This window comes from Micromonospora sp. WMMA1923, from assembly GCF_049179195.1.
GTDB classification, from domain to species: domain Bacteria; phylum Actinomycetota; class Actinomycetes; order Mycobacteriales; family Micromonosporaceae; genus Micromonospora; species Micromonospora yangpuensis.
This window is the reverse complement of the sequence record NZ_JBMHLZ010000001.1, coordinates 5,082,504-5,108,878: the sequence shown is the minus strand read 5'-3', so window position 1 is coordinate 5,108,878 and position 26,375 is coordinate 5,082,504. Positions and strand designations below refer to the sequence as shown.

Annotated in this window: 23 protein-coding genes and 2 pseudogenes; 13 read left to right on the top strand and 12 right to left on the bottom strand. The window is 73.6% G+C overall.

The window, feature by feature from the left end:
• Positions 1-24: 24 nt before the first annotated feature.
• Positions 25-4,404, bottom strand: coding sequence for a S8 family serine peptidase (locus ACN28G_RS23130; RefSeq protein ID WP_421480318.1), 4,380 nt, complete (start codon positions 4,402-4,404; stop codon positions 25-27).
• Between the two features lie 209 nt (positions 4,405-4,613).
• Between ACN28G_RS23130 and ACN28G_RS23125 the strand changes: the two genes are divergently transcribed.
• Complete coding sequence (locus ACN28G_RS23125) at positions 4,614-5,492, top strand: hypothetical protein (RefSeq protein ID WP_421480317.1); 879 nt, start codon at positions 4,614-4,616, stop codon at positions 5,490-5,492.
• Positions 5,493-5,559: 67 nt separating this feature from the next.
• On the opposite strand, the gene ACN28G_RS23120 is transcribed toward ACN28G_RS23125, so the two are convergent.
• From ACN28G_RS23120 to ACN28G_RS23110, 3 genes are all read right to left on the bottom strand, one after another.
• Positions 5,560-7,614 (bottom strand): glycogen debranching N-terminal domain-containing protein, encoded by a 2,055-nt coding sequence (locus tag ACN28G_RS23120; protein WP_421480316.1) that lies wholly within the window; start codon positions 7,612-7,614, stop codon positions 5,560-5,562.
• A complete protein-coding gene (locus ACN28G_RS23115; RefSeq protein WP_091444555.1) occupies positions 7,611-8,018 on the bottom strand; it encodes an SCP2 sterol-binding domain-containing protein in 408 nt (135 codons plus the stop codon). Before ACN28G_RS23115 ends, ACN28G_RS23120 begins: the two co-directional genes overlap by 4 nt.
• 77 nt (positions 8,019-8,095) lie before the next feature.
• On the bottom strand, positions 8,096-8,470 hold the full coding sequence (locus tag ACN28G_RS23110; protein WP_091444551.1) for a DsrE family protein: 375 nt from the start codon (positions 8,468-8,470) through the stop codon (positions 8,096-8,098).
• Positions 8,471-8,482: 12 nt separating this feature from the next.
• Between ACN28G_RS23110 and mtfM the strand changes: the two genes are divergently transcribed.
• Positions 8,483-8,587: a small membrane protein MtfM gene (gene mtfM, locus ACN28G_RS23105; RefSeq protein WP_268239705.1), complete on the top strand. Its 105-nt coding sequence runs from the start codon at positions 8,483-8,485 to the stop codon at positions 8,585-8,587.
• Between the two features lie 173 nt (positions 8,588-8,760).
• Positions 8,761-9,351 carry an FABP family protein gene (locus ACN28G_RS23100; RefSeq protein WP_091444547.1) on the top strand — a complete coding sequence of 197 codons (591 nt, stop codon included), beginning with the start codon at positions 8,761-8,763 and terminating at the stop codon, positions 9,349-9,351.
• 160 nt (positions 9,352-9,511) lie between these two features.
• Here ACN28G_RS23100 and ACN28G_RS23095 read toward each other — a convergent pair whose 3' ends face one another.
• Positions 9,512-10,351, bottom strand: a complete 840-nt coding sequence (locus ACN28G_RS23095; protein WP_421480315.1) for an aminotransferase class IV — start codon at positions 10,349-10,351, stop codon at positions 9,512-9,514.
• A gap of 216 nt (positions 10,352-10,567) precedes the next feature.
• Between ACN28G_RS23095 and ACN28G_RS23090 the strand changes: the two genes are divergently transcribed.
• From ACN28G_RS23090 to ACN28G_RS23075, 4 genes are all read left to right on the top strand, one after another.
• Positions 10,568-10,996, top strand: a complete 429-nt coding sequence (locus ACN28G_RS23090; RefSeq protein WP_091444543.1) for a Fur family transcriptional regulator — start codon at positions 10,568-10,570, stop codon at positions 10,994-10,996.
• Positions 10,993-12,105 (top strand): YgfZ/GcvT domain-containing protein, encoded by a 1,113-nt coding sequence (locus tag ACN28G_RS23085; protein ID WP_091444539.1) that lies wholly within the window; start codon positions 10,993-10,995, stop codon positions 12,103-12,105. The genes ACN28G_RS23090 and ACN28G_RS23085 overlap by 4 nt, the downstream gene beginning before the upstream one ends.
• A 179-nt stretch (positions 12,106-12,284) precedes the next feature.
• Positions 12,285-13,112 (top strand): 3-keto-5-aminohexanoate cleavage protein, encoded by an 828-nt coding sequence (locus tag ACN28G_RS23080; RefSeq protein WP_091444536.1) that lies wholly within the window; start codon positions 12,285-12,287, stop codon positions 13,110-13,112.
• A 171-nt stretch (positions 13,113-13,283) separates the two neighbouring features.
• Complete coding sequence (locus ACN28G_RS23075) at positions 13,284-14,243, top strand: asparaginase (RefSeq protein ID WP_421480314.1); 960 nt, start codon at positions 13,284-13,286, stop codon at positions 14,241-14,243.
• A gap of 63 nt (positions 14,244-14,306) precedes the next feature.
• Here the strand turns inward: ACN28G_RS23075 and ACN28G_RS23070 are convergent, their stop codons facing one another.
• Positions 14,307-15,119 carry an alpha/beta fold hydrolase gene (locus ACN28G_RS23070; protein ID WP_421480313.1) on the bottom strand — a complete coding sequence of 271 codons (813 nt, stop codon included), beginning with the start codon at positions 15,117-15,119 and terminating at the stop codon, positions 14,307-14,309.
• Positions 15,120-15,243: 124 nt separating this feature from the next.
• Between ACN28G_RS23070 and ACN28G_RS23065 the strand changes: the two are divergent.
• The 5 genes and pseudogenes from ACN28G_RS23065 to ACN28G_RS23045 form a co-directional block, all read left to right on the top strand.
• Positions 15,244-15,687, top strand: a pseudogene (locus tag ACN28G_RS23065) (helix-turn-helix domain-containing protein); the annotation flags it as partial.
• Positions 15,688-16,193: 506 nt separating this feature from the next.
• Positions 16,194-16,475 (top strand): annotated as a pseudogene (locus ACN28G_RS23060) (hypothetical protein); the annotation flags it as partial.
• Between the two features lie 821 nt (positions 16,476-17,296).
• The gene (locus ACN28G_RS23055) at positions 17,297-17,614 is read left to right on the top strand and encodes a DUF2516 family protein (protein ID WP_091444526.1); all 318 of its coding nucleotides are present in this window, start codon (positions 17,297-17,299) and stop codon (positions 17,612-17,614) included.
• Positions 17,611-18,513: an alpha/beta fold hydrolase gene (locus tag ACN28G_RS23050; protein ID WP_091444523.1), complete on the top strand. Its 903-nt coding sequence runs from the start codon at positions 17,611-17,613 to the stop codon at positions 18,511-18,513. Before ACN28G_RS23055 ends, ACN28G_RS23050 begins: the two co-directional genes overlap by 4 nt.
• Before the next feature lie 36 nt (positions 18,514-18,549).
• Complete coding sequence (locus ACN28G_RS23045) at positions 18,550-19,467, top strand: SDR family oxidoreductase (protein ID WP_421480312.1); 918 nt, start codon at positions 18,550-18,552, stop codon at positions 19,465-19,467.
• A 171-nt stretch (positions 19,468-19,638) separates the two neighbouring features.
• Here ACN28G_RS23045 and ACN28G_RS23040 read toward each other — a convergent pair whose 3' ends face one another.
• The 5 genes from ACN28G_RS23040 to ACN28G_RS23020 form a co-directional block, all read right to left on the bottom strand.
• Positions 19,639-20,586, bottom strand: a complete 948-nt coding sequence (locus tag ACN28G_RS23040; protein WP_175440824.1) for a helix-turn-helix transcriptional regulator — start codon at positions 20,584-20,586, stop codon at positions 19,639-19,641.
• Positions 20,587-20,700: 114 nt separating this feature from the next.
• The gene (locus tag ACN28G_RS23035; protein ID WP_421480961.1) at positions 20,701-21,324 is read right to left on the bottom strand and encodes a response regulator transcription factor; all 624 of its coding nucleotides are present in this window, start codon (positions 21,322-21,324) and stop codon (positions 20,701-20,703) included.
• A gap of 173 nt (positions 21,325-21,497) precedes the next feature.
• Positions 21,498-22,763, bottom strand: coding sequence for a sensor histidine kinase (locus tag ACN28G_RS23030; RefSeq protein WP_091444514.1), 1,266 nt, complete (start codon positions 22,761-22,763; stop codon positions 21,498-21,500).
• Between the two features lie 7 nt (positions 22,764-22,770).
• Positions 22,771-23,505, bottom strand: a complete 735-nt coding sequence (locus tag ACN28G_RS23025; RefSeq protein ID WP_421480311.1) for an ABC transporter permease — start codon at positions 23,503-23,505, stop codon at positions 22,771-22,773.
• Positions 23,506-23,516: 11 nt separating this feature from the next.
• Positions 23,517-24,428, bottom strand: a complete 912-nt coding sequence (locus ACN28G_RS23020) for an ABC transporter ATP-binding protein (RefSeq protein WP_421480310.1) — start codon at positions 24,426-24,428, stop codon at positions 23,517-23,519.
• Between the two features lie 217 nt (positions 24,429-24,645).
• On the opposite strand from ACN28G_RS23020, the gene ACN28G_RS23015 reads away from it, so the two are divergent.
• Positions 24,646-25,467: an EI24 domain-containing protein gene (locus ACN28G_RS23015; RefSeq protein ID WP_091447480.1), complete on the top strand. Its 822-nt coding sequence runs from the start codon at positions 24,646-24,648 to the stop codon at positions 25,465-25,467.
• Here the strand turns inward: ACN28G_RS23015 and ACN28G_RS23010 are convergent.
• Positions 25,450-26,370, bottom strand: coding sequence for a GNAT family N-acetyltransferase (locus tag ACN28G_RS23010; RefSeq protein ID WP_421480309.1), 921 nt, complete (start codon positions 26,368-26,370; stop codon positions 25,450-25,452). The two genes, ACN28G_RS23015 and ACN28G_RS23010, sit on opposite strands and share 18 nt — an antisense overlap.
• Between the last annotated feature and the right edge of the window lie 5 nt (positions 26,371-26,375).

Genomic DNA, 26,375 nt, shown 5'->3' with positions numbered 1-26,375 from the left:
CAGGCGTTAACAAGGGGCCCTTCCTTACCGGCCGGTCGCTCGGGTGCAGGTGGAGGCGGGGGTCAGGTCGACGTCGAGAGAGTGGGTGATGCCCGCGTCGATCCTGGTCCGGTGCACCTCGGGCACCCAGCCGTCCTTGGCCACGATCACGTCGTACCGGCCGCGCGGCAGCCACCAGACGTACCGGCCCCGGGGGTCGGCGGTCAGCGTGTACCCGGTGGTCGAGTCGACCAGGTTGAGCCGGACGGTGGCCGGGATCCCGACCGTCTCACCGCCGCAGGTCTGCCCGGTGACGGTGCCCTGGATCTTGCCCCAGCTGGCCGGGGGAGCGACGTTCATCTCCACCGCGACCGGCGACACCGGGTACGGGGTGTTGGCGACGAAGCCCAGCTCACCGGTGAAGGCACCGGGCTGGATGACGCCCGCCGCCGCCGTGGCGGTGAGCGTGACGGTCACCGTCCGGGACGCCCCGGGGGCCAGGGTGAAGCTGGTCGGGTCGCTGCTCAGCCAGGGCAGGTCGGTGGCCTCGGTGCAGTCGGCCAGCCCGTCGAGCCGCTCGCTGTCCGCCGAGCCGACGAAGGAGCTGGGCGAACCGCCGATCTTGTACGCCCCGCACGCCGCCGCGCCCCGGTACCGGGCGAACCCGACGTTCGGCAGGTCCTGCCAGGCGCCGGCCACCGGGTCGTAGCCGAGGGTGAAGTTGGTGACGGCGGTGGACCCGCCGGTCACCCCGCCGGCCAGCACCAGCAGCCCACCGGCCGAGGTGGCCTGCGTACCCCACAGGTCCACCGGCAGGTCGGCCAGCCGGGTCCAGGTGTCGGCACCGGGGTCGTACCGCCAGGCGTCGGTGTACTCGGTGGCACCGGTGCCACCGGCGCAGTAGACCGCGCCACCGACCCCGCCGCAGCCCACCCAGGAGACGCTGTGCGGGTACGCCGCCCGGGTGGCGAAGGTGCCGGCCGCCGGATCGAAGACCACCAGCCGGTTCGAGTCGGTGCAGGTGGCGTCGAGACAGCCGCCCACCAGGTGGATCTTTCCGTTGACCACCGCGCCGCCGGCCGCCGCGGCCGGTGCCGGGTTGACCGCCCCGGCCAGGGTGCTCCAGGTGCCGGCGGCCGGGTCGAAGACGTCGACCGAGGCGACCGGGTCGTCGTCGGCACCCCACCCGCCGAGCACGTAGAGCTTGCCGGCGACCGCTGCGGCGACCGGCTTGGACCGGGCGTTGGGCAGGTCCGGCAGCGCCGCCCAGGTGGCCGCCGCCGGGTCGTACACCCAGGCCTTGCGTTCCAGGCCGGTGCCGCCGCCACCGCCGACGGAGTAGATCCGGCCGTCCAGGTTCGCCGCCGCGTTGTCGAAGATCGCCGCGGGCAGCTTGGTGATCGGCTGCCAGGCCTCGGCCGGGTCGGCCTGGACCACCCCGCCGCCGTACCCGGTGCCGGTGCGGGCCTTGCTGATCCCCTTGACCGGGACGTCCCGGCGGGGCGCGCCCTCGGCGGCGCTCAGCGTCTCGAAGCCGCCACCGCGTTCCAGCAACTCGACGGTGGCCGGGGCGGTGCCGGTGTTGCGGACGGTCACCCGGGTGCTCCGGGTGCTGCCGTACGGCTGGTGGGACTCGACGGTGGCCGGGGTGACGGTGAGCCGGCCGGCGGCGAGGGCGAAGTCGGCCCGCCTGGTGTCGTCGGCGACGACGGTGACCGACCGGGTCAGGGGCGGGTACGGGGTCCGGGTGGCGGTGAACGGGTGCGCCCCGGTCAGCCCGGAGAAGAGGTGGTAGAACCCGTCCGGCAGGTTCGCGTCGTCCGGGGTGGCCACCGTGACCGCCCGGTCCTCGGGCCGGTCGTCACTGGTCACCGTCGCCCCGACCACGGCCGAGCCGGTGTTGCGGTCGGTGACCGTGCCGACCACCAGTCCGCCCGGGGTCGGCGTGCAGTCACGGTTGACGAACTGCACGTTGTCCACCTGCCACCACCAGGCGAACGTCCCCTTGAACCGGAACCGCACCTGGACGCTCGCCGCGTTGGCGGCCGGGGTCAACGGGACCTCCTCGACCCGTGGCCCGCGCCGGCTGGCGGTCTGGTGCCAGACGTTCGTCCAGCTCGCCCCGGCGTCGGTGGAGACGTCCAGGTCGGCGGTGTCGCTGATGCCGACCGCCCGCCAGTCGCTGTTGAAGCGCAGCACCGGCGCGCCGGCCCCGGAGAGGTCCACCGGCGGGGAGATCAGGTCGGTGTCCTGGGTGTTGCCGGCACCGAGCTTGTCGGAGTCGACGATGGCGAAGGTGCCGCCGCCACCGGTCAGGTTGCCGCGCCGGCCCGGGTCGTCGAAGGCCCAGCCGCCCTTGTCGGTGCGGTTGGTGACCGTCCAGCCGGCCGGTTTCGTGGCCCCGTCGAAGCCCTCGGTGAGCAGTGGCGCGCTGAGGCTGCCGGTGTAGCCGGCGGCGGTGCAGGCCGCCTCGACCGGTACGCCGACGTCGAGGGTGGCCGCCTCGTCGGCAACCGTCAGCTCCCGCTGCACGCTGCGGTAACCCGGGTACCGGGCGGTGACGGTGAGCCGGTAGCTGGCCTGGCCCGGCACGGTGAACGAGTACCGGCCGGTGACCGGGTCGGTGAAGACCGGTGCGCCGGGACGGCCGGCGATCTCGATCGAGGCGTACAACGGCCAGCCGTGCCCGGAGGCGTCGGTGACCCGACCGGAGACGGTGACCGTCGAGGTGGCCCGCAGGGCGAAGTCGCGCACCACCGTGGCGCCCTCGGCGACGGTGACGGTCGCGCTCTGGTCGGTGAAGCCGTACGCGCTCACGGTCAGGGCGACCTCACCGGCCAGCACGGTCAGCGCGTACCGGCCGGCGGCGTCGGTGGTGGCCGTGCGCGCGCCGGCGGTCACGGTCGCGCCGGGCAGCGGGTCGCCGTCGGCGACGTCGGTGACGGTGCCGGTGATCCGGCCGGTCGCGCCGCGCGGGGCCTGTTCGACCGCCGCGTACGCGTCCAGCCGCCCCTCGCCGAAGACGTTGTTGTCGGCGGCGGTGCCCCCGCAGGTGGTGGCGTCGGTGTCGACGGCGGTCGCGTCGAGCAGCGCCTCGGTGGCCGCCACGTCCCCGAGCAGGGCCGGTGCGGCCGACCAGACCAGGGCGACCGCCCCGGCGACGTGTGGCGCGGCCATCGAGGTGCCGTTGAACGCGGCGTACCCGCCCCCGGGGACGCTGGAGCGCACGTTGCTGCCCGGTGCGGCGATGTTCGGCTTGAACCCGGCCGGGTCGGTGGCGTCACCCCGTCCGGAGAAGCTGGAGATCGCGTTGGTGGAGGTGTACGAGCCGACCGCGTACGCGTTGGCGTTGTCGCCGGGGGAGCCGGCGCTGCCGCAGGCCGGACCGTCGTTGCCGGCGGAGAAGACCGGGAACATGCCGGCGGCCCGCCAGGCGGCGATGGTCTGCTGGTACCACGGGTCGCCGCCGTCACCGCCCCAGGAGTTGTTCACGATGTCGGGGCGCAGGTCAGGGCGGGGGTTCTGCCCGTTGGCGTCGGTCGGGGCGAGCACCCACTGACCGGCGGCCAGCAGGCTGGCGTCGGAGCAGGAGTTGCTCTCGCAGCCCTTCGCGGCGATCCACTTCGCGCCGGGCGCCACCCCGATCTGGTTGCCGGCGGAGTCGTCGCCGACCATCGTGCCCATCGTGTGGGTGCCGTGGTCGTTGTTGTCACAGGGTGCGGTGCCGGGGCAGATCCCGGCCGGGTCGAACCAGTTGTACGCGTGGTCGAACCCGCCCGCGCCGAGGTTGCCCCGGTACGAGCCGACCAGCGCCGGATGGTCGTACTCCACGCCGCTGTCGATGTTGGCGACCACGACGCCCTCGCCCCGGGTGCCGAAGGAGCCCCAGACCTGTGGGGCGCGGATGTTGCTCAGCCCCCACTCGACGGCCTTGACGCCGGAGCGGTCGGTGCCGGCCGGCTCGGGGCGGACCAGCGGGTAGCTGCGGGTCGGCGCGACCCGGTCCACCTCGGGACGGGCCGCGATCTGGTCGAGCAGCGCCCGGTCGCCCCGGACCCGCAGCGCGTTGGCGATCCAGTACGCGGTGTACGAGGCCTTGTGCTCGTCCAGCAGGGTCCGCAGGCCCTGCTGGGTCCGCTCGGCGGTGCTGGTCAGCAGGCGGTGCACCGCCCGGGCCCGGCCGTCGGCGTCGCGCAGCTTCGCGGTGTCGGCAAGCGGGGCGCGCTCGCGCAGGTAGACCAGGAAGGTCGCGGTCCCGGTGGTGTCGAGCTGCCGGACCACCTCCCGGTCGACCTCGGCGTGCCCGGCGGTCGGTGCCGGGGCCGCCGTGGCGACGGCGGGTTGCGCGGTGAGCGCCAGCACGGCCGCCGCGACGGCGACCGACGCTCTGAACAGGGTGGACCGTCCGGTGGTTCTGTCGAACACTGTGCCTCCCCACGATGGCGGGCGGGGTGCCGCCCAGAGTCATGTTCTTGCTCCGAGAGAAATCGATCAATGGCTGGTGTCTGTCGACAATCGGTCAGAATGGATCGACGAAACGGAACCTGTGAGCCCCGTCGATGTGCTGTCCCGTCGATCCCGCCGGAGGCGACCGCAGGCGGGGTACCGTCGCCGGCCCGTGACACGATGACCAGGTGAACGTCGCCGCTCCGACCGGGCACAACCCGCCCCCCTGGCCGCCGCCCGGCCCGCGCTGGGCACCGCCGCCGGCCCCCCGCTGGCCGCGCTGGCTGGTGGCCGCCACTGTCGTCTGGGCGGTGCTGCTGGCCGCGCTCACCTGGCGCTCGGTGAGTGACGACGAGCCGACCGTCCGCGAGCAGCGCACCCTGGCCCAGGCCGGGCCGGTGGTCGACCGGGCCGTCGGCGAGATCGTGGCCGCCGCGGGGGACGTACCGGTGGTCCTGCTCGGCCCGGACCGGCTCGACCGGGGCTGCCGGATCACCCCGTTCGACGACGGCGCGACCCTGCGCCGGACGGTAGAGCTGCTCGTCGCCTCCGACAGCGAGCTGCGCCCCCTGCTGGAGCGGATCGCCGCCGGGCTGCCGGCCGACTACCGGGCCGGCGTCCGGGTGAGCGACCGGGGCCTGCGGCTCTACGCCGACGCCGGTGAGTTCGTCACCGTCGAGGGCGAGCCGAGCGGCCCGGGGCGGCTCCGGTTGACCGCCGACACCGGCTGCCGTCCGGTCGGCGGCGACCTGCCCCCCGCCGCGTCGCCGGCCGGTCCGCAGGACGGGGCGCTGCTCAAGGCCCTGACCGCCCTAGGTGAGCAGGCCCCGGTCGCGCGGGAGGTGCTCACCGCGGCCTGCCCCGGCGGCGACCGTCAGTTGCGTACCGTCCGCGCCGAGACCGGCCCCGGCCCGGACCCGACGGTCGCGCTCGCCCCGCTGGCCTCCGACGCCGTGCTGCTGGAAACCCCCGAGGTGTACGCCTACCGCAGCGGCCCGACCACCGTCGTCGCCGAGCGCCTCGACGACCGGGTACGCCTCGCCGCCACCACCGGCTGCGCCGGCTGACCCGTCCTCCTGCGGTCGCTCTGCACGGCCTCGGCCGGGTCAGTGGCTCCGCCCGGCCTCGGCCGGGTCAGTGGCCGCGGTCGGGGTCGCGCGGGCTCCGGCTGCGGCCGAGGGCGTCCACCCGCCCCCAGCGGCCGGGGATGTCCAGCAGCTCGATCCGACCCATCCCCTCCGGCACCGCCGGATCGATGATCAGATGCTCACCCTGCGGCTGGAGCCCGAGCATCACCCGCAGCAGCAACAGCGGCGTACCCGCCGACCAGGCCTGCGGGCTGCACGCCGTCGGATACTCCACCGGATAGTCGGTCAACTCGCGCGGGTACCCGGCGAACGCCTCCGGCAGCCGCCCGCCGAAGTGGCGGGACGCACTGAGAACCGCCTCGGCGAGCCGCCCGGCCTCGCTGCGGAAGCCGTACCGCCACAGCCCCCAGGCGATGAACGAGTTGTCGAACGGCCAGACCGTGCCGACGTGGTACCCGATCGGGTTGTACCGGGCCTGGCCGGTGGCCAGGGTCCGGATGCCCCAGCCGGAGAAGAGTTCCGGGGAGAGCAGGTGTTCGGCCACCTGGGGGGCGCGGGACTCGTCGACGATCCCGCTCCACAGCAGGTGGCCGAGGTTGGAGGAGAGCCCGTCCACCTGCGCGCCGTCGGCGTCCAGGGCGAGCGCGTAGTACCCACCGTCGGCCACCCAGAAGTCCCGGTTGAACCGGGCCTTCAACTCCGCCGCCTCCCGTTCCAGCCGGTCGGCGTACTCGGGATCGTCGAAGAAGGTCCGGGCCAGGCGGGCACCGCGCAACTTCGCGTCGTAGGCGTACCCCTGTAGTTCGCAGGTGGCCCGGGGGAAACCCGGCAGCCGCCCGTCGCGGTACGGGATGCCGTCCCAGGAGTCCTTCCAGCACTGGTTCTCCAGCCCGGTGCCCGGGTTGCGGCTGTGGTACCAGACATAGCCGGTGCCGAGCAGGTCGCCGTAGCTGTCGATCCAGGCCAGCGCGGCCCGCACCGAGGTCTCCAACCGCCGGACCAACTGGTCGTCGCCGGTCCACCGCTCGTACTCGTCAAGCAGGATCACGAAGAGCGGGGTGGAGTCGGCGGCCCCGTAGTACGGCGAGTGCGGCTGCTCCTCGAAGCCGGAGGTCTCCCCGTAGCGCAGCTCGTGCAGGATCTTGCCCGGCTCCTCGTCCCGGAAGTCGTCCAGCCGGGTGCCCTGCAGACCGGCCAGCAGGGTGATCGTCGGCGGCACCAGCTCCGGCAGGAAGGGCAGCACCTGCAACGAGGTGAAGATGCTGTCCCGCCCGAAGAGGGTCATGAACCAGGGCAGCCCGGCGGCGACCAGCCGGACCCCGAGCGAGATCGACTCGTACCGCAGCGCGGAGAGGTCGTCCAGACTGCGCCGGTACGCCCCGGCCAGCGGCCCGCAGTCGCAGCCGAGCTTGGGCGCCCGCTCGACGAACTCCCGTTGCTCGCTGCGGATGGCCTCGACGTCGCGCAGCCCGGCGATCGGCAGCACGGCCCGGAAGTCCTGACCCCGGGAACTGCGGATGACCGGCACCACCCGCAGCCGGGTGTTCCACTCCGACTGGGGCCCGACCCGGATCCGGAAGGTCATCCCGCGTTCGTCGACCTCGGCGGGCGCGGTGCTGCTGATCATCGCCTCCCGACGGAAGGTCTCCCGCTGGTAGGCCAGCCGCAGCTCGTTCACACCGGGGATCGCGGTGACCCGTCCCTTCTTGTGCTGCAGGTCCTTGATCTCGAACAGGTCGGCGAAGTCGGCGCCCATCTCGATCCGGACCGTGAAACCGACCTCGGCCCGGGTGTGGTTGAAGACGCTTAGCTGCTCGTCCAGGCTGCCGCCGATGGACCGCTCCCGGATCACCGAGGCCTTGGCGTCGAGGTAGTGCGTCGGCTCGCCGGGGACCAGGAAGAACCGCGTCTGGTACGACTCCGTGTCGTCGAGCGACAACTCGTGCAGCCGCTGACCGTCCAGCTTCAGCAACCAGGTCGACAGGAAGCGGGTGTCGAAGGAGAACATCCCGGTCGGGAAGTCCACGGAGGGCTCGATGTCACCTACCCGGTCACTTACCAGGAAGGTGTTGCCGTCCAGGATGCGTACCCGTTCCTTCACCGGTCCCGCCCACCCGAGCTGGCCCGCTGCTCGCGGTCGCGGAGTTCCCGGGCGGTGTCCCGCGGGTCGCGGGTACCCGGCGGGCTCGGGAAGAACCCCCGGAAGGCCAGGAAGAGTACGACGTTGCCGACGATGGTGGTCTCGCTGCGCAACATCGCGGCGATGCTCTGCCGCTCACCGGTGACCAGCCGCTCGAAGAGGTCGGCGGAGCAGAACCAGGTGGTGTCCGACTCGGTCTGCCCCCGGCGTACCTCGGCCTTGCCCGGTGCCAGCACGACCTGCCAGTGCTCGGTCTGCTCGCCGTGGTCGAGGTCGATCTGCATGGTGCCGTGGACCGGGCTGCGCAGCACCGCCGGAGCACGTTCCGGCAACGATGCGAAGAACCTCTCCGTCGCCTCGGTCACCGTTGAATGGTAGGCAGCCGGGCGTCGCGCCGGGCCGGTATCGACACTCTCCCGCGGGACGAAAGCCCAGCTCGGGATCAGTAGACGAGCGACCGGGTGTCGTCGGCCATGATCTCCTCGACGAAGACCGCCGCACCGGCGATGCGTACCCCCGGCAGCACGTCGTCCGGGCCGATGTCCCGGCGGGCGGCGCACTGGGTGCACGCGGTGACCCGGCCGGTGGTGAGGACGACGTGCAGCAGTTCGGCCAGGGGCGCCGAGTGCGGCAGCTCGAACTGCGCGGCCCGCCCCGGCAGCACGAACCAGGTGGACTCGCCGGTCAGCCAGAGCGAGACGTCCACTCCGGCCGCGGCGGCGGTGGCTGCGACCGTGAAAGCCTGGGCACACCGCTCCGGGGCGTCCGCCCCGGCGGTGGCCTTGACGACGAGAGTGCGGGCCATGGCGCCCAGCATAGGATGGCCGGCATGGTCACCGAGATCGGGTTCGTCAGCCTGCTGGTCGCGGGTCTCGGCGCGCTCGCCGGCGGCCTGGTCTACCTGGCGGTCCGCATTTCGAGAGGCAACCTGTGAGCGCGAGGAGCGAGCCGGTTTTGCGAGCCCCGCAGTCGCGAATGAAGATGGCCCTGTGAGCGCGAGGAGTGAGCCGGTTTTGCGAGCCCCGCAGTCGCGAATGAAGATGGCCCTGTGAGCGCGAGGAGCGAGCCGGTTTTGCGAGCCCCGCAGTCGCGAACGGAGAGTAACCTGTGAGTGACGCGAATCCGTTGCAGCCGCCGTGGTTGAACGCGCCACCGGTCGACCCGTACCCGTACGAGGAGAGCCACGACCTGCGGGTCGGTCCCAAGCTGCACCCCTCGTTGGACGCTCTGCTGCCGTACGTCGGTGTCTGGCGGGGCCGGGGCCGGGGCGGCTTCCCCACCATCGAGGACTTCGACTTCGCGCAGGAGATCCGGATCAGCCACGACGGCCGGCCGTTCCTGTTCTACGAGTCCCGGGCCTGGCTGCTGGACGAGCAGAGCCAGCCGGTACGCCCGGCCGGGCGGGAGGTCGGCTGGTGGCGACCGGTGCTGGACGGCGACCGGGTCACCGACGAGCTGGAGGCGCTGATGTCGGTGCCGACCGGCGTGATGGAGCTGCACGTCGGCAAGCGCAAGGGCACCCAGATCGAGTTCGTCACCGACGCGGTGGTCCGGACCGCGACCGCCAAGGAGGTCACCGCCGGGCAGCGCCTCTTCGGCATCGTCGACGGTGCCCTGCTCTACGCCCAGGAGATGGCCGGGGTGGGCCATCCGCTCTCCCCGCACCTCTCCGCCCGACTGGTCCGCGTCGCGGGCTGACCGTCACCACCCACCGCTCCCGCGCCACCACCCACCACCCACCGCTCCCGCGCCACCACCCACCACCCACCGCTCCCGCGCCGCCTCTCCCCGCTTCCGCGCCGCCTCTTCCCGAGTCGATCAACGGCGGGCGAGGCCCGACACCTGTCGGGGTCGGCGGTCAGGTGGGTGGGTGGACCAGGTCGGCGACGGCCTGCGGGGCGCGGGGGAGACGCCGGCCGTCGAGGGTACGGACCTCGGCCAGGCCCCGCACCGACGAGGTCAACCAGACGGCGTCGGCGGCCCGCAGCTCCGCTGGGGTGACCAGGCGTTCGGCGGGGCTGAGCCCGATCGTCGGCGCCTGGTCGAGCAGCCAACGGGCGGTCACCCCGGGCAGGATCCCGGTCCGGTCTGCCGGCACCGTGCACAGCATGTCGCCGACCAGCCAGACCACGTTCGCGCTCGGCCCCTCCAGGGCGTACCCGTCGGTAGAGACCCAGAGCACGTCCTCGGCGCCGTGCCCGGCGGCCCAGCGGCGGGCGGCGCTGTTGACGGCGTACGAGGTGGACTTGACGCCGGACGGTAGCCAGGCCAGGTCGGGGCGGACGGTGGCCGGTACCCCCAGGGCGAGGGTGACCACGTCGATGCCGGTGCGGCGGGCCCGCAGCGCCGCCGGTGGGACCTCAGCCAGGGTGGCGAACACCGACGGTGGGCCGCCGCCCTCCGGGCCCCGGGTGCAGACCAGGCGCAACGCCCCCTCGACCTCGACCGGCCAGCCGGCGGCGACCGCCGCGAGCAGCTCGACCAGGGCCTCCCGGGGCGGCAGTGGCAGGGCCATCCGGACGGCGGCCCGGCCCAACCGGTCCAGGTGCTCGTCGAGCAGCCACGGCCGACCGGCGCGCAGGTGGATCGTCTCGAAGAGGCCGTCACCGTGCAGTACGCCCAGGTCGTCGCCGCGCAGCACCGGCTCACCGGTGGGTACCAGCCCCCGACCGAGCACCGCCACCCGCGCCGCCGTCACGACCGCCGAGCGTACCGGCGTGCCACCGGTACCGCCGCACCGGTCAGCCCGCTGTCCGGTCCGCTCGCCGCACCGGTCCGCCCGCTGTCCGGTCCGCCCGCCGTACGGTCCGGTCCGCTCGCCGAGCCTCGCCGGGCCCCCGCCGTACGGTCCGGTGGCCCGGCGGGAGCGTTGCGCGGGCCGGCCGCCCGGCGTGGGCCGAACTATGATCGGACGGTGTCCGAATCCTCCCTGGCCGACCTGCTGCGGGCCCGCGGGCTGCGGCTGACCCCGCAGCGCCAACTGGTCCTCCAGGCGGTGCTGGACCTGGGGCACGCCACCCCGGAGCAGGTGCACACGGCGGTCCGTGAGGTGGCCGCCGGAGTGAACATCACCACCATCTACCGGACGTTGGAGCTGCTCGAACGGCTCGGCCTGGTCACCCACACCCACCTCTCGCACGGCTCGCCGACCTACCACGCGGCCGGTGAACACCAGCACGTGCACCTGGTCTGCCGGGAGTGCGGGGCGGTCGACGAGGTCGACCCGGCGCACTTCGGCCCGCTCGCCGACCAGCTGCTCGCCGAGCGCGGGTTCGTCGTCGACATCGGCCACGTGTCACTCTTCGGCGTCTGCGTACGCTGCCAGAACGGGGTCCAGAAATGATCGACATCGCCGGAGCGGTGAGCACCGAGGCCATCGACGAACAGACCCGGGACCAGCCCGACCCGGCGCACGCCGCCGCCGGCGTGCAGCCGGTGGCCGCCCACTACGGCGACCCGATGCGCGAGCAGCGGACCCTCTCCACCGGGGTGGGACTTGTCGACCGGTCCCACCGGGGAGTGATCGCGGTGCCCGGCGAGGAACGCGCCAGCTGGCTGCACACCCTCACCTCGCAGCACCTGGCCGACCTGACCGCCGGTGAGGGCACCGAGCTGCTGGTGCTCTCCCCGCACGGGCACGTCGAGCAGCACGCCATGGTCGCCGAGGACGGCGAGACCACCTGGCTGGACACCGAGCCCGGGATGACCGCCGGCCTGCTGGCGTACCTGGAGCGGATGCGGTTCTTCAGCAAGGTCGAGCCGCGGGACGCCACCGCCGAGTGGGCACTGCTGAGCCTGGTCGGGCCGCAGGCCACCGGTGCGCTCACCACGCTGGGCGTGAGCGGGCTGGCCGAGCCCGACGCCGTCGCGGTGCCCGGTCCGAAGTTCCGCACCGGTGAGCTGCCGGCCCGACCGACCGTCCGGTACGCCGTCGCGCCGCTGCCCGCCGGCGGGTGGGCCCGACGGGTGCCGCTCGGCGTGGACCTGCTGGTGCCCCGGGCCACCATGGCACAGGTGGCCGCCGACCTGCGGGACGCGGGAGTGCCGGTGGCCGGGCTGTGGGCGTACGAGGCGGTCCGGGTGGCCGCCCGTCGGGCCCGGATCGGGGTGGACACCGACCACCGGACCATCCCGGCCGAGGTGGACCTGATCGCCCGCGCCGTACACCTGGAGAAGGGGTGCTACCGGGGGCAGGAGACGGTGGCCCGGGTGCACAACCTCGGCCGGCCGCCCCGTCGACTCGTACTGCTGCACCTGGACGGAGTGACCACCGACCAGCCGCCGGCCGCCGGCACCCCGGTGACCCTCGACGGCCGCCCGGTCGGTTTCGTCGGCACCGCCGTGCACCACTACGAGCTGGGCCAGGTCGCCCTGGCGGTGCTCAAGCGCAACGTCCCCGACGACGCCCACCTCCTGGTCGCCCAAACCGCCGCCGCCATCGACCCTGTGTAAGGAAGGGCCCCCTGTTAACGCTTTCTGTATAGGAAGGGGCCCCTTCTAACGCCGGGCGGGCTGAGTTTGCGGCGGGGGTGCTGGATGCGCGGCGCGGGCCGGGGCCGTGGTGGGTGGCGGCTCCGTACGGGCGGTGCGGTGGGAGGCCGGCTCCGGGTGGGGCGTCTAGGATCGCCGGCATGACGACAGGGACGTTGATCACGGTTGCCCCGACCGGTGCGGAGTCGGCGAAGGCGGAGGTCCCGGCGTTGCCGGTGACCCTCGACGAGCTACTGCTGACCGCCCGGGAGTGCGAGGCGCTCGGCGCCGCCGTGATCCACGTCCACGTCCGTGACGACGACGCGAGGCCGACGCTCGACCCGGGCCGGCTGCGGGAGACGGTCACCGCGCTGCGCGAGAGCACGGACCTGATCGTGCAGCTCTCCACCGGGGGCGCGGTCACCGACCCGGAGGCCGCCCGGCTCGCCGTCCTGGACGCCGCGCCGGATATGGCCTCCTGCACGATGGGAACGGTCAACTTCGGCGACGGCGTCTTCCTCAACCGGTGGGAGTTCGTCGTGGACCTGCACACCCGGATGCAGGAGCGCGGCATCGTGCCGGAGTACGAGATCTTCGATCTAGGTCACCTGAGCACGTTGCGGCGGCTGCTCGACCGGTACGGTCTGCCCGCCGGTGGGCACGTGCACGTCGACTTCGTGATGGGCGTGCCGGGCGGCATGCCGGGCACCACCGAGGCGCTGGTGGCGTGCCGCCAGGCGCTGCGTGACCTGCCGGAGGGCACCACGTTCTCGGCCACCGGCATCGGTCGCAGCACCATCGCGGTGTTGCTGGCCTCCCTGTCGGCCGGCGGGCACCTGCGGGTCGGCATGGAGGACACCGTGACGTACGCCAAGGGACGGCCGGTCGAGTCGAACATGCAGCTCGTCGCCCGCGCGGTCGGCTTCGCCCAACTGGCCCAGCGTCCCCCGCTGGACACCACCGGGGCACGCGCCCTGCTCGGCCTCTGACGCTGCGTTGCCACCGCTGTCTCCGGGCTCCCGTCGTCGCGCTCGGCGAAGTCGGGCACCAGGGCGCTGGCGATGTGAGAGGGGAACCCTGCTCTACCGAAAGCGTTAACAGGGGGCCCTTCCTTACCTTGGGTGCGGGGGGTGCGGGGGCGGTGGGTAGCGTTTTGGCTTGTGGCGAAGACGTATGAGGGTGGCGTGCCGCTGGCCGAGGTGGTCCGCTCCGGTTTCGTGGAGGGGTCGCACCGCGGCTCGGTGGTGGTGCTCGACGCCGCGGGTGCGGTGCTGGCCGGTGCGGGGGACGTGACCTCGCCGGTCTTTCCGCGGTCGGCGAGCAAGCCGATGCAGGCGGTCGGGATGCTCCGGGCCGGCCTGCGGTTGACCGACCCGGCCGATCTGGCGCTGGTGGCGGCCAGTCACGCCGGGGAGGAGTTCCACCTGGCCCGGGTCGGCGGGCTGCTGCGCGGGGGCGGGCTGGAGCCGTCGGCGCTGCACTGCCCACCGGAGTTGCCGGTCGGTGAGGCCGCCCGGCAGGCTGTGCTGCGGGCCGGCGGTGGGCCGACCCGGGTGCAGATGAACTGCTCGGGCAAGCACGCCGGGATGCTGCTCACCTGCCTCGCCGCCGGGTGGCCGCTGGACGGGTACTGGCGGGAGGGGCATCCGCTGCAGCAACGGCTGCGCGCCACCGTCGAGGAGCTCACCGGTGAGCAGGTCGCCGCGGTCGGGGTCGACGGCTGCGGTGCGCCGGTGCACGCGTTCTCGCTGACCGGGCTGGCCGGCGCGTACCTGCGGTTGGTCCACGCCGAGCCGGGTTCGGCCGAACGGGCCGTCGCCGACGCGATGCGGGCCCACCCCGAGCTGGTCGGCGGTACCGAGGCCGAGGACACCCGGCTGATGCGGGGCGTGCCCGGTGCGCTGGCGAAGGTGGGCGCGGAAGGCGTGATCGCCGTGGCACTGCCGGACGTCGGAGCGGTCGCCCTCAAAATCGACGATGGGGCGGGGCGGCCCCGGATGCCGGTGCTGGTCTCGGCGTTGCACCGGCTCGGGGTGGCTGCTCCGATCCTGCAGGAGTACGCCGAACTGCCCCTCTTCGGCGGCGGCGTGCCGGTGGGGGCGGTCCGGCCCCTCTGGTGACGTACCCGGGTCGTGCCGGTGGGGCGGCCTGGCCCCTCCGGTGACGTACCCGGGCTCCTCGCCTCAGGCCCGGTCGATGCCGGTGAGGAAGTCGAGCAGGATGTGGTTGACCGCCTCGGGGCGTTCCAGGGGCAGCAGGTGGCCGGCGTCGGGGACGTCGGGGCGGCGCAGCGCGTACGGGGCCTCGGCGGCGATCCGGTCGGCGAGCCGGCTGATCTCCGGTACGTCCGCCGCGCCGGCGGTGACCAGCACCGGTACCCGCAGGTCGGCGAGGCGCCCGATCGCCGGTGGGTCGAGTTCGGCCAGGTCGACGGCGCTGAGCGCCAGCTCGGCGGCGAGGGCGCGCCGGTCCATCTCCTCGGCGAGGGCGAGGAGTCCCGGATCGACCTGCTCGGGGCGTCGGCCCGGGCCGACCACCCAGAACCGCACCTCCGCGGCGGCGTTGGCCGCGAGGTCCGCCGGGTCGACCTCGCCTACCAGTTCCTCCCAGAGGTCGTTGGTCTCCTCGGACCACTCGTGCCCGGAGACGGCGGTACCGAACAGGGCGAGGCCGGCGACCCGCTCCGGGTGGGCCAGCGCGGTGTCGATCGCCACTGCCCCGCCGAACGAGCAGCCCACCAGGACCGCCCGTGGGATGTCGAGCGCGGCCAGCAGCGCCGCCACGTCGTCGTGGTGGGCGAACTCCGTCTGCGGCAGCTCGGATTCCCCGTACCCGCGCAGGTCGGGCACGATCACCCGGTACCGGTCGGCCAGGGCGAGAAGCTGCTCCCGCCACATCCGCCGGTCGGCGATGCCGGCGTGCAGCAGCACCAGGGGTGTTCCGGTACCGGTGTCGTCGTATCCGAGCCGGGCACCGTTGACGTCGATCTTGGGCACCGGTGGACGGTACGTACCCGATCGGGTGGTTCGCAAGGGCGGGATCCGGCGGGCCCTGAGACCTTGCTAACTGAGGTTAGCGTTTTGCTTGCAGGAGCTAGCGCGGGTCGCTAGCGTCGAGGTCATGGCCACTGGAAAGGACCTTCCCGACGTCGGCGGATTCATTCGCGACCTGCGCCACAACGCGAAGATCTCGCTACGTCAACTCGCCGAGCAGGCCGGGGTGAGCAACCCGTACCTCAGCCAGGTCGAGCGCGGGCTACGCAAGCCCAGCGCCGAGGTGCTCCAGCAACTCGCCAGCGCGCTGCGGGTCTCCACGCCGGCGATGTACCTGCGGGCCGGGCTCCTCGACGACAAGGAGGGGCAGGGCGTGCTCGCGGCGATCGCGGTCGACGCCGATCTGACGATGGCGCAGAAGCAGTCGCTGACCCAGATCTACGAGACGTTCCGGCGGGAGAACAGCCGCCTCGCCGAGGCCACCGCCGCCGCCCAGTCCGAGGCTGCCCAGTCCGAGGCCGCGCGATCCGGGGTGGCACAGCCCGCGGCCACGGAGTCCGGGGCGACGCCCGTCGCGCGGCCCGAGACGGTCCGCGCCGAGGCAGCGCCCGCCGAGGCAGCGTCGGCCCAGGTAGCGCCCGCCGAGGCAGCGTCGGCCCAGGTAGCGCCCGCCGAGGCAGCGCCCGCCGAGGCAGCGTCGGCCGAGGCAGCGTCGGCCCAGGCGGCGCCGGCCCAGGCGGCGCCGGCCGAGGCCGCGACGCCCGGGGAGACCGTGGTGCCGGCTGCCGCGCCGTCGGCTCCGGCGACCGTGACGCCGGCGGCGACCGGACCCACCACCCCGGCGGGTACGCCGACCGAGGCGGTCCTGGAGTCGGTGGCGGTGAGCGAGGCCGGCCAGGCACCCGCCCCCACGTCGGACCAGCGCGAACCGTCCAGCCAGGCCGAACCGTCCAGCCAGGCCGAAACGGCCAGTTCCGCCGCCGCGTCGGGCCCGATCGGGGCAGCCGGCCGAACCACCCGCGGTACGTCCGCGAAGCAGACCGACGAGCAGGCCGCCTCGGCGGCCGAGGAGGAGAAGTGATGACCCAGCCGAAGACCAACCGCATCCCGGCCCCGCTCTACGCCGCCGCCGGCGCCGGCGAGTTGGCGTACCAGCAGCTGCGCAAGCTGCCGACGGTGGTGTCCGACCTGGGCGGTCGGGTCGCCGCCGAGCTGGGTGGCAAGGCCGTCGTCACCGGATTCGAGCTGCGTGCGAAGGCCACCGAGACGTTCCGGACGGCCAACCAGACCGCCGCCGGTCTCCGCGAGAAGGGCGTCTCCCCGGCCGACCTGGACCGGCTGCGGGAGGCCGTCGACCTGGACCGGCTGCGGGAGACCGTGGACCAGCACCGGCTGCGCGGGATGGCCGAGGTCAACCGGCTGCGACAGTTGGCGGATCCGGACCGGTTGCGTGAGGTGGCGGACCCGGTCCGGCTGCGCGAGGTCGCCGACCTGGACCGGTTGCGGCACGCGGCGGACGTGGACCGGCTGCGCGAGGCGGCCACCCGCAACGCGGCCGTGGCGTTCGTCACCGCCCAGCAGCGGGCGCTGGCCGCGTACGGTGCGCTGGTCGCCCGGGGTGAACGGGTCGTCGGCACCGGCGTGCTGGAGGCCGCCGAGACGGTGAACGCCGACATCGAGGCGACCGAGAGCGCCGTCGACACCAGCGCGACGAAGCCGGCCACCGCGCCGGCTGGGAAGTCCGCGCCAGCCGCCGCGCCGGGCGAGGTGCCCACGCCGGCCGCCGTGGCGGAGGTGGTGGACGCCAAGCCGGCCGCCGCGAAGGCCGGCCGGACCCGGGTCACCACGGCCACCAAGGCCGTGAAAACCAAGTCCGACACCACCAAGTCCGCCACTGCCAAGGCCGACGCCTCGAAGTCCGCCACGACCAAGGCCACGCGGGCCAAGGCCACCACGACCAAGGGCACGACGGAGAGCGGTGGCAAGTCGGCCGGCAGGTCGGCCACCACCGGGACCACCCGGGCGCGGGCTGCCGGTGCGGCGGCCGGGGACACCGCCCCGGCGAAGCCCGCCAAGGGTACGAAGCGGACCCGCCCGGCCGCCGAATAGCAGCGTCACACCGGTGACCCCGGAAGCGTCAGGTGGGACGTTTCCGGGGTCGTCGGCATAAGCTTGCCGGCATGGCCTACGCCGCGCCGATTTTCTTTCTCCACGTCCGCGACGTGATCGAGCTGATCCTGCTCGTCTTCGCGTTGATCGTCCAGGGTGTCGCGTTGGTGCACGCCATCACCCAGCGGTCCGACGCGTTCCCCGCCATCGGCACGCTGCCCAAGGGGGGCTGGATCGCCATCCTGGCGGTCTGCCTGGTGCTGACCCTGCTCGGCTTCGGCCCGATCAGCCTCTTCGGCCTGGTCGGCATCGCGGCGGGCCTCATCTACCTGCTGGACGTCCGGGTCGGGTTGCGCGACCTGAGCGACGGCGGTCGAGGGTCCTGGTGAGAGGTTTCCGCTGGCCGCCTCCGCCCGACGGCGGCCCGCGCCTCGCCGGCCCCGGCCCTGGTGGCCCGCGTACCGGTCGACCCGCCCTGCCCGATCCGGACACCGACCTGGTCACCACGCCACACGGCGTACGCCTGGAGCAGTTGACCACCGGCACCGGCACGCCGGTCACCGTCTTCGCGCACGGGTTGGGCAACGGCATCGCCACCACCCGGCCGTTCGGCAGCGGGGTGACCGGTCGCCGGATCTTCTTCCAGTTCCGGGGACACGGCCGTTCCGACGCGCCGCCGGGCACCTGGACGTACCACGATCTGGCCCGGGACCTGCGCGCGATCGCCGACCTGGGCGGCGCGACGCGGGCGTTCGGGGCGAGCCTGGGCGCGGGAGCGCTCTGCCGGCTGCTGGCCGAGAGCCCGCAGCGCTTCGACCGGCTGGTCCTCTTCCTGCCCGCGGCCCTCGACCAGCCGCGCGGCGCGGTGGCCCGGGAACGGATCACCGACCTGCTCGACGCGGTCGCCAGCGGGGACGCCTCGGTGGTCGCCGAGGTGGTCTCGGTCGAGCTGCCGCCGGCGGTGCGTAACACCCCGGCCGGCTGGTCGTACCTGCGTCAACGCCTCGACCACCTGCTGCGCGACGGTCTCGCGCCGGGCCTGGCCACCCTCGCCGACCAGGTGCCCCTGCCCGACCGGGCGGCGCTGTCGGCGGTCACCGCGCCGGCGCTGGTGATCGGCTGCGCCGGTGACGACCTGCACCCGGTGCCGGTCGCCGAGGAGCTGGCCGCCGCCCTGCCCGGCGCCGAGCTGCACGTGTACGACCGACCGGGGGTGCTCTGGTCCGAACGTGCCGACCTGCGCGCCAGGATCTCCGAATTTCTCAACGAGGCCGCGCACAAAGACTGACGTGGTCTGTCAGGTACCCCTGGCATCGTCGCCGGTATGACAGCACAACCACTCACCGGTGCCGTGGCCCTGGTCGCCGGGGCGACCCGGGGCGCCGGCCGACAGATCGCGGTTCAGCTCGGGGCGGCCGGCGCCACCGTCTACGCCACCGGACGCAGCAGCCGGGCCGGCCGTTCCGAGCTGAACCGGCCGGAGACCATCGAGGAGACCGCCGAACTGGTCACCGCCGCCGGCGGCACCGGCATCGCCGTCGTGGTCGACCACCTGGAGCCCGACCAGGTACGCGCCCTGGTCGAGCGGATCGACGCCGAACAGGGCCGGCTCGACGTCCTGGTAAACGACATCTGGGGGGCCGACCCGCTGATCACCTGGGAGCGGCCGGTCTGGGAACAGCCACTCGACGCCGGCCTGCGCACCCTCCGGCTGGCCGTCGACACCCACCTGATCACCAGCCACTTCGCGTTGCCCCTGCTGATCCGCAACCCGGGCGGAATGTTGGTGGAGATCGGCGACGGCACCACCGAGTACAACGAGGCCAACTACCGCCTCTCGGTCTTCTACGACCTGGCCAAGACGTCGGTGAACCGGCTCGCGTTCGCCCAGGCCAAGGAGCTGGAGCCGCACGGCTGCACCGCCGTGGCGGTCACCCCCGGCTGGCTACGGTCTGAGGCGATGCTCGACCACTTCGGTGTCACCGAGAGCAACTGGCGGGACGCCGCCGCCAGGGAGCCGCACTTCGTCATCTCGGAGAGCCCCGCCTTCGTCGGCCGGGCGGTGGCCGCCCTCGCCGCCGACCCCGACCGGGCCCGGTGGAACGGGCGGTCCACGTCCAGCGGCGAGCTGGCCAAGGTGTACGGCTTCACCGACCTCGACGGCAGCCGCCCCGACGCCTGGCGCTACATGCTGGAGGTCCAGGAGCCCGGCCACCCCGCCAACCCCACCGGCTACCGGTAAGGAAGGGCCCCCTGTTAACGCTTTCGGTATAGAAGGGGCCCCTTCTAACCTCCGCAGTGCCGCGCACTACCGCCGGGTGCTCAGCGCCGCGCGCTACTGCCGGGTGCATAGTGCCGCGCGCTACCGCCGGTGCGTAGTGCCGCGGGCTACTGCCGCTCCGTAAGCCGCGCTTCAAACTCCGTACAGTCGTGCTGACCGGTGGGCCGCGTCGGCGAACAGGTCGCGCAACTCGGGCGGGTCCAGCACCTCCACCTCCGGGCCCAGGCCCAACAACTGGTGGTACGCCACCTCCACGGACTCGACGGGCAGCCGCAGCACCGCCCAGCCCTGCCCGTCGGGCCCGTCGGCGGCGGCGACCGCCTCGGCGAAGACGAACGGGGCGTCCACCAGGTGGTGCAGCATCCGTACGCCGGTCGGGCTGACCCGTAGGGTGACCCGTTCGGACAGCATCTGCCGCAGGAACCCGGCGGCTCGCTCCCGCCAGTGCGCGCCCAGGTCGAACCCCTCGTCCCGGTCGAACGTCTCCGCACCCACCTCGACGTCGGTCACCCGGTCCACCCGGTACGTCCGCAGCGCCGTGCCGACCCGCCCGACGAGGTACCAGATCCCGCCCTTGAGCACCAGGCCGTACGGCTGCACGCTGCGGAGCACCTCCCGGTCGCCGCGCCGGTAGCGCAGCGCGACGATCCGGTCCTGCCAGACCGCCCGCGCCAGCTCGGTCAACCACGGTGGTGCGGCGGACTCCCGGAACCAGCCCGGTACGTCGAGGTGAAAACGTTGACCGGTACGGGCCGGAGCGTCGCGCAGGGTGGGCGGAAGCGCCGCGAGCAGCTTCAACTCGGCGGCGGCAACCGCCTCGGCGAGCCCCATCTCGCTGACCGGCCCCGTCAGCCCGGCCAGGAAAAGCGCCTCCGCCTCGTCCCGGCTGAGCCCGGTCAGCCGGGTGCGGTACCCGCCGAGCAGCCGGTACCCGCCGGAGGGCCCCCGGTCGGCGTAGACCGGCACCCCGGCCGCGGAGAGCGCCAACACGTCCCGGTACACGGTCCGCTCGGAGACCTCCAGCTCCTCGGCCAGTTCGGCGGCGGTCATCGTCTCCCGCGCCTGCAACAGCAACACCATCGAGATCAACCTGGCCGCCCGCACCCACCCATTGTGAAGGAAGGGCCCCTTGTTAACGGGCGGTCGTGAGAGGGGTGCCCCGCTCTACCGAATGCGTTAACAAGGGGCCCTTCCTTACCAGGAGCGGGGGGTTAGGAGGCGGCGGTCGTAGGCGGCGGCGACTGCGGCGGCCCGGTCGTTGACGCCGAGTTTGGCGTAGACGTGCAGCAGGTGGGTCTTGACCGTGGCCTCGCTGATGAACAGTCGGGCGGCGGCCTCCCGGTTCGACGAGCCCCGGGCCACCAGGGTCAGCACCTCCAGTTCCCGTTGGCTCAGTGGCTCGGCGGCCGGGGCGCGCAGGTGGCCCATGAGCCGTCCGGCGACGGTGGGGGAGAGCACCGACTCGCCCCGGGCCGCCGCCCGTACCGCCCGGACCAGCTCGTCCCGGGGCGCGTCCTTGAGCAGGTACCCGGTGGCCCCGGCCTCGATCGCCGGCAGCACGTCGGCGTCGGTGTCGTACGTGGTCAGCACGAGTACCCGGACCGTCGGCGCGGACCGGGCCAGCCGGCCGATCGCGGTGACTCCGTCCATGCCCGGCATCCGCAGGTCCATCAGGACCACGTCCGGGTGGTACGTGGCGGCCAGGGCGAGCGCCTCGGCACCGTCCCGGGCCTCGCCGACGACCTCGAACCCCGGGTCGCCGGCGAACATGCCGCGCAGGCCGTCCCGGACCACCGGATGGTCGTCGACGATCAGCAGGCGTACCGGATCCGGCCCGGCACCACCACCGGAGCCGGCACCCGTCCCACCGTCCCCGGCCGGGCGGCCGGGACTCGTCCCACCGTCCCCGGCCGGGCGGCCGGGACCCGTCCCACCGTCCCCGGCCGGGCCGCCGGGACCCGCCTGCCGGTCCCCGGCCGGGCCGCCGGGGATCATCCGACCGCGCCTGGTAGAGCGGGCACGCTGGCCGAGACGGCGGTCCCGACGCCCGGCTCGGACTCGACGGCCAGCCGGCCACCCACCCCGGTCACCCGTTGCCGCATGGCGGCCAGCCCGAAGCCACCGTCCGCCGTGGTCCGATCGCCGTCGTCGTCGAAGCCCTTGCCGTCGTCGCGTACGTCCAGGGTCACCTCGTCGGCCATGTACGACAGGGTGAGCCGGACCCGGGTCGGATCGGCGTGCCGGGCGGCGTTGGCCAGCGCCTCCTGGGCGGCCCGCAGCAGGGTCACCTCGACCTCCGGGTGCAGGGGGCGGGGCGTACCGGTGGTGTGCACCTCACCGGGCACCTCGTTGATCGTCGACCAGCGGCGTACCAGGTCGGTCAGGACCTCGGGGAGCCGGGCCGTCTCCAGCGGTTCGGGGCGTACCGCCCGGACCGAGCGGCGGGCCTCGGTGAGGCTCTCCCGGGCCAGCGCGACCGCGGTGTCCACGTGCCGCTGCCAGTCGGCGGGCCGGTCCCGGGCCTGGCCGGCGGCGGCCAGCTGGGTGATGATACCGGTGAGCCCCTGGGCCAGGGTGTCGTGGATCTCCCGGGCCATCCGCTGCCGTTCGTCCAGCACGCCGGCCTCCCGGGCCTGGGTGAGCAGCTGGGCGTGCAGCCCCTCGTTCTCCCGCATGGTCTCGGCCAGCCGGTGGTTCGCCTCGGCGAGTTCCTCGACCAGCTTCTTGCGTAGGGCGTGCTGCCGGTCGTTGAGCGTGCTGAACCAGGTGACCCCGCCGGCCACCCCCACGTTGAACAGCACCAGCACCGCCCAGAGCAGCCAGTGTGCCAGGGAGTCGGGTGGGCCGGCGCTCTGCGCGGTGGCGACCAGCACCGCGCAGGCGCCGACCCCGGCGAGCCGCCACCGGCCGCGTAGCGCCAGGCCGGCGTGCAGGAAACCGGCCCAGGCGAAGAAGCCGTACCAGGGACTGGCGACGATCAGCACGGCGGCGAACGCGAGCAGCCCGAGGTAGTACCCGGCCATCAGCCGGCGCCGCTGCCGCCAGCCGGGATGCAGGTCGACGAACCAGCCGACCCAGCCGGCGGCCACCAGGGCGACGGGCAGCGACACGGTCAGCGGGAGGCTGCCGGGGGCCGCCGCGAAGATGCTCAACACCGACCCCAGGACCAGTCCCGCGTACGGCACCACGCGGTGCAGTCGGGCCTCGTGGGCCTGCCACGCGGCGAGCCCGGCGACCTGCTCGGCGGCGCTGGTCACGTCCGGCTCACTCCCAGCGGAACAGCTTGGCGGCGACCGTGCCGGCGAGCACGGCGATGACCGCCATTATGACCAGCGGCAACGGCTGTGGGGCGGTCCCGGTCCAGGAGTCCAGCAGCGCCTGCACGCCCGGGGGCGTCCACTCGCCGACGGTGGCCAGGAAGTCGGGCAGCAGGAACCGGGGCAGGTAGACCCCACCGAAGAACATCACCACCATGAACAGCGGTACGGCCATGGCCTGCGCCGCCCGGGTCGTCCGGGCCAGCGCCGCGACGAGCAGCCCCAGCGCCAGCAGTGCCGCCGTACCCACCACGAGGGCGACGGCGAAGCCGAACGGATGCTTCGGCAGCGGCACCCCGAAGGCGAGTCGGGCGACCACCACCAGCAGCACCGCGCTGGCCAGGATCGCCACCAGGGTGACCACCAGGTGGGCGGCGAGCAGCGCCGCCGGGCTGGCCGGCGTGGTCGCCAGCCGACGCAGCACCCCGCGCTCCCGGTAGGTGGCCAGGATGGTCGGCAGGCCGTTCACCGCCGCCACCGCCAGGGTGATCACCAGCAGCGACGGGGCGAAGTAGGTGACGAACGACTGTCCGTCGAAGTCCGGGTTCGGTTCCCGGGTCGCGGGGATCAACCCGAGGACGACCAGGACCAGGACCGGGATGCCGACCACGGCCAACACCGTCGGTACGTCCCGCAGGTAGAGCTTCGTCTCGGTCTTGAGGATCTGCCGGAAGGCGGACACGGTGCCTCTCCTCACTCGGCCGGGCGGTGCCCGGTCAGCTCGACGAAGGCGTCGTCGAGGGTGGACTGTTCCAGCCGCAGGTCGGCGGCGACGATCTGGTTACGGGCCAGCACCGAGGTGACCGCGTGCAGCAGGTCACCGGTGCCGGTCACCAGTAGGTGCGCCCCGCTGTGCCGTACCGAGGCGACCTCGGGCAGGGCGGTGAGCAGCCGGTCGTCCACCGGCGCCGACGGCCGGAACCGGACCCGCTGCTCCGGGGCCACCGCCGAGACCAGGCGGGCCGGGGTGTCCAGCGCCACCACCCGGCCACCGTCGATGACCGCCACCCGGTCGCAGAGCCGTTCCGCCTCGGCCATGAAGTGGGTGACCAGGACGATCGTCACGCCCCGGTCCCGGATCCGTTCGATCAGCTCCCAGGTCTCCCGGCGGGCCTGCGGGTCCAGCCCGGTGGTCAGCTCGTCCAGGATGGCGATCTGCGGGTTACCGACCAGCGCCAGCGCGATGGAGAGCCGCTGCTTCTGCCCGCCGGAGAGACTCTTGTACGGGGTGTTCCGCTTCGCGCCGAGCCCCAACTCCTCGATCAACTGCTCCGGGTCGGCCGGGTCGCGGTAGAACGACGCGTACATCCGGAGGGCCTCGGCGACCCGGAGCCGGTCGGGCAGTTGGCTCTCCTGCAACTGGACCCCGACCACCTGCCGGAGCCGGGCCGCGTCCCGGCGGGGGTCGGCCCCCAGGACCGACACCCCGCCCCCGTCCGGTACGCGCAGGCCGGCGACACACTCCACGGTGGTGGTCTTGCCGGCCCCGTTCGGACCGAGTACGCCGAAGATCTCCCCGGCGTCCACCGTGAACGAGACGTCCCGCACCGCCACCAGATCGCCGTACCGTTTGTGTAGGTCCGTCACCTCGATGACCGGTGCCATGCCGCCTCCCCGCGCTTGTCGTCGTACCTGGGGAAAGCCTGCCGGGCGCGGCGGCCGGGCGGATCGACCAGCCGGCGGGACCCGCCACCGCCCGGGGTGGAGCGATCCGGTCAACCAACTGGTTGATGCCGCAGCCGCCCGGCGGGTGCGGGCGGTCGGCCCGTGGGTCGGTCGGGTCGGCGGCGGTGGTGGCCGGGGGGAACTAGGCTCCCCCCTCGTGAACGCACCCAGGATCACCGCGCCGGTCACCGGCGCCGTCGGCCGGTTCTTCGCCGGGGCCGGCCTGCTGCTGCGCGGGCTCGGCCTCTACGTCCGCAGCCCCGGCCTGATGCTGCTCGGCGTCATCCCGGCGTTGATCACCGCCGTCCTCTTCGGCCTGGCCTTCTTCGCGCTCATCTACTTCGTCGACGACTGGACGGCGGCGGTCACCCCGTTCGCCGACGACTGGTCGGCGACCGCCCGGCGGTTGACCCGGGTGATCGCCGGACTGGCCCTGCTGGGGCTCGCCGGCATGGTCGGGGTGCTCGGTTTCACCGCGGTCACCCTGGTCGTCGGCGACCCGTTCTACGAGAAGATCTCCGAACGGGTGGAGCAGCGCTGCGGCGGCACCCCGGACGCGGTGGAGGTGCCGTTCTGGGCCTCACTGCGGCGCAGCACCGCCGACTCGCTGCGGCTGCTGGCGATCTCGGTACCGATCGGTATCGCGCTCTTCGCCGCCGGGTTCATCCCGGTGCTTGGGCAGACCGTGGTACCGGTCGTCGGGGCCACCATCGGTGGTTGGCTGCTCGCCACCGAGCTGGTCGGGGCGCCCTTCTACCGCCGGGGCAAGGGACTGGCGCAGCGTCGGGCGGCGCTCAAGGCGGACCGGCCCACCGCGCTCGGCTTCGGGGTGGCGGTCTTCCTCTGTTTCCTGATCCCGCTCGGCGCGGTCCTGATCATGCCGGCGGCGGTGGCCGGCGCGGCGCTGCTGGCCCGCCGGAGTCTCGGCCAACCGACCGTGCTGAGCCGGGGCGGGCAGCGGTCAGTCGAGCCGTCGTAGACAGGACCACTGGCTGCCCACCGCCCGGTAACCGACCCGGGTGTTGACCGCCAGCATCGGCGCGTTGGCCTCGTCGTTGGCGGTGTACGCGATCCGGACGCCGGCGTGGGCCGCCCGGTGCAGCGCCGCCTGCTTGACCAGCCGGGCCAGCCCACGCCCCCGGTACCGGGGAACCGTGGCGGTGTAGTCCGACCACATCCGGTCGCCGTCGACCTGCACCAGGCTGTACGCGGCGACCCCGCCGTCGACCCAGGCGACCGTGCTGCTGTCGTGGTCCAGCCCGGGATCGTCCCAGACGTCGTACCGCCAGAACTCGTACGTCAACGTGTCGGCCGGTACGTCGTCGGGCACGTCGGCGACCGTCGCCGCCTCGGCCCGGTACACCTGCCCGGGGTCGACGTCGGCCAGCCGGAGCAGGCGTACCCCGGTCGGGGCGACCGGCGACGGCGGTGCGGGTCGCAGGTCGAGCGCGGAGTACCGCTGCTCGCGACCGGGGTCGAAGCCATGCCGCCGGGCGAACGGCAGCGAGTCGGGCAGCACCCGGGCCCGGACCGTGCGCACGCCCAACGCGGTGAGGTGGCCCAGGGCCCGCCCCAGCAGTGCGCCGCCGATGCCCCGGCCCCGTCGCTCCGGGTGCACGTGCAGGGTGGACACCTCGCCGGTGTCACCGCGGGCGGTACGCCCGTTGCGGTACGCCGACACCCATCCGACGACCTCCCCGTCCACCTCGGCGACCAGGGCGGCCAGCTGCTCACCGGGCGGCGGATCGACGATCGTACGCCGGGTAGTCGCGACCCCGCGTACCAGGAAGGGGTAGACCCGGGCCCGCAACGCCACGACCGCCGGTGCGTCGTCGGCCCGGGCGACCCGGACCAGTACGTCAGGCCGGTCGGTGGTCGTCATGGCAG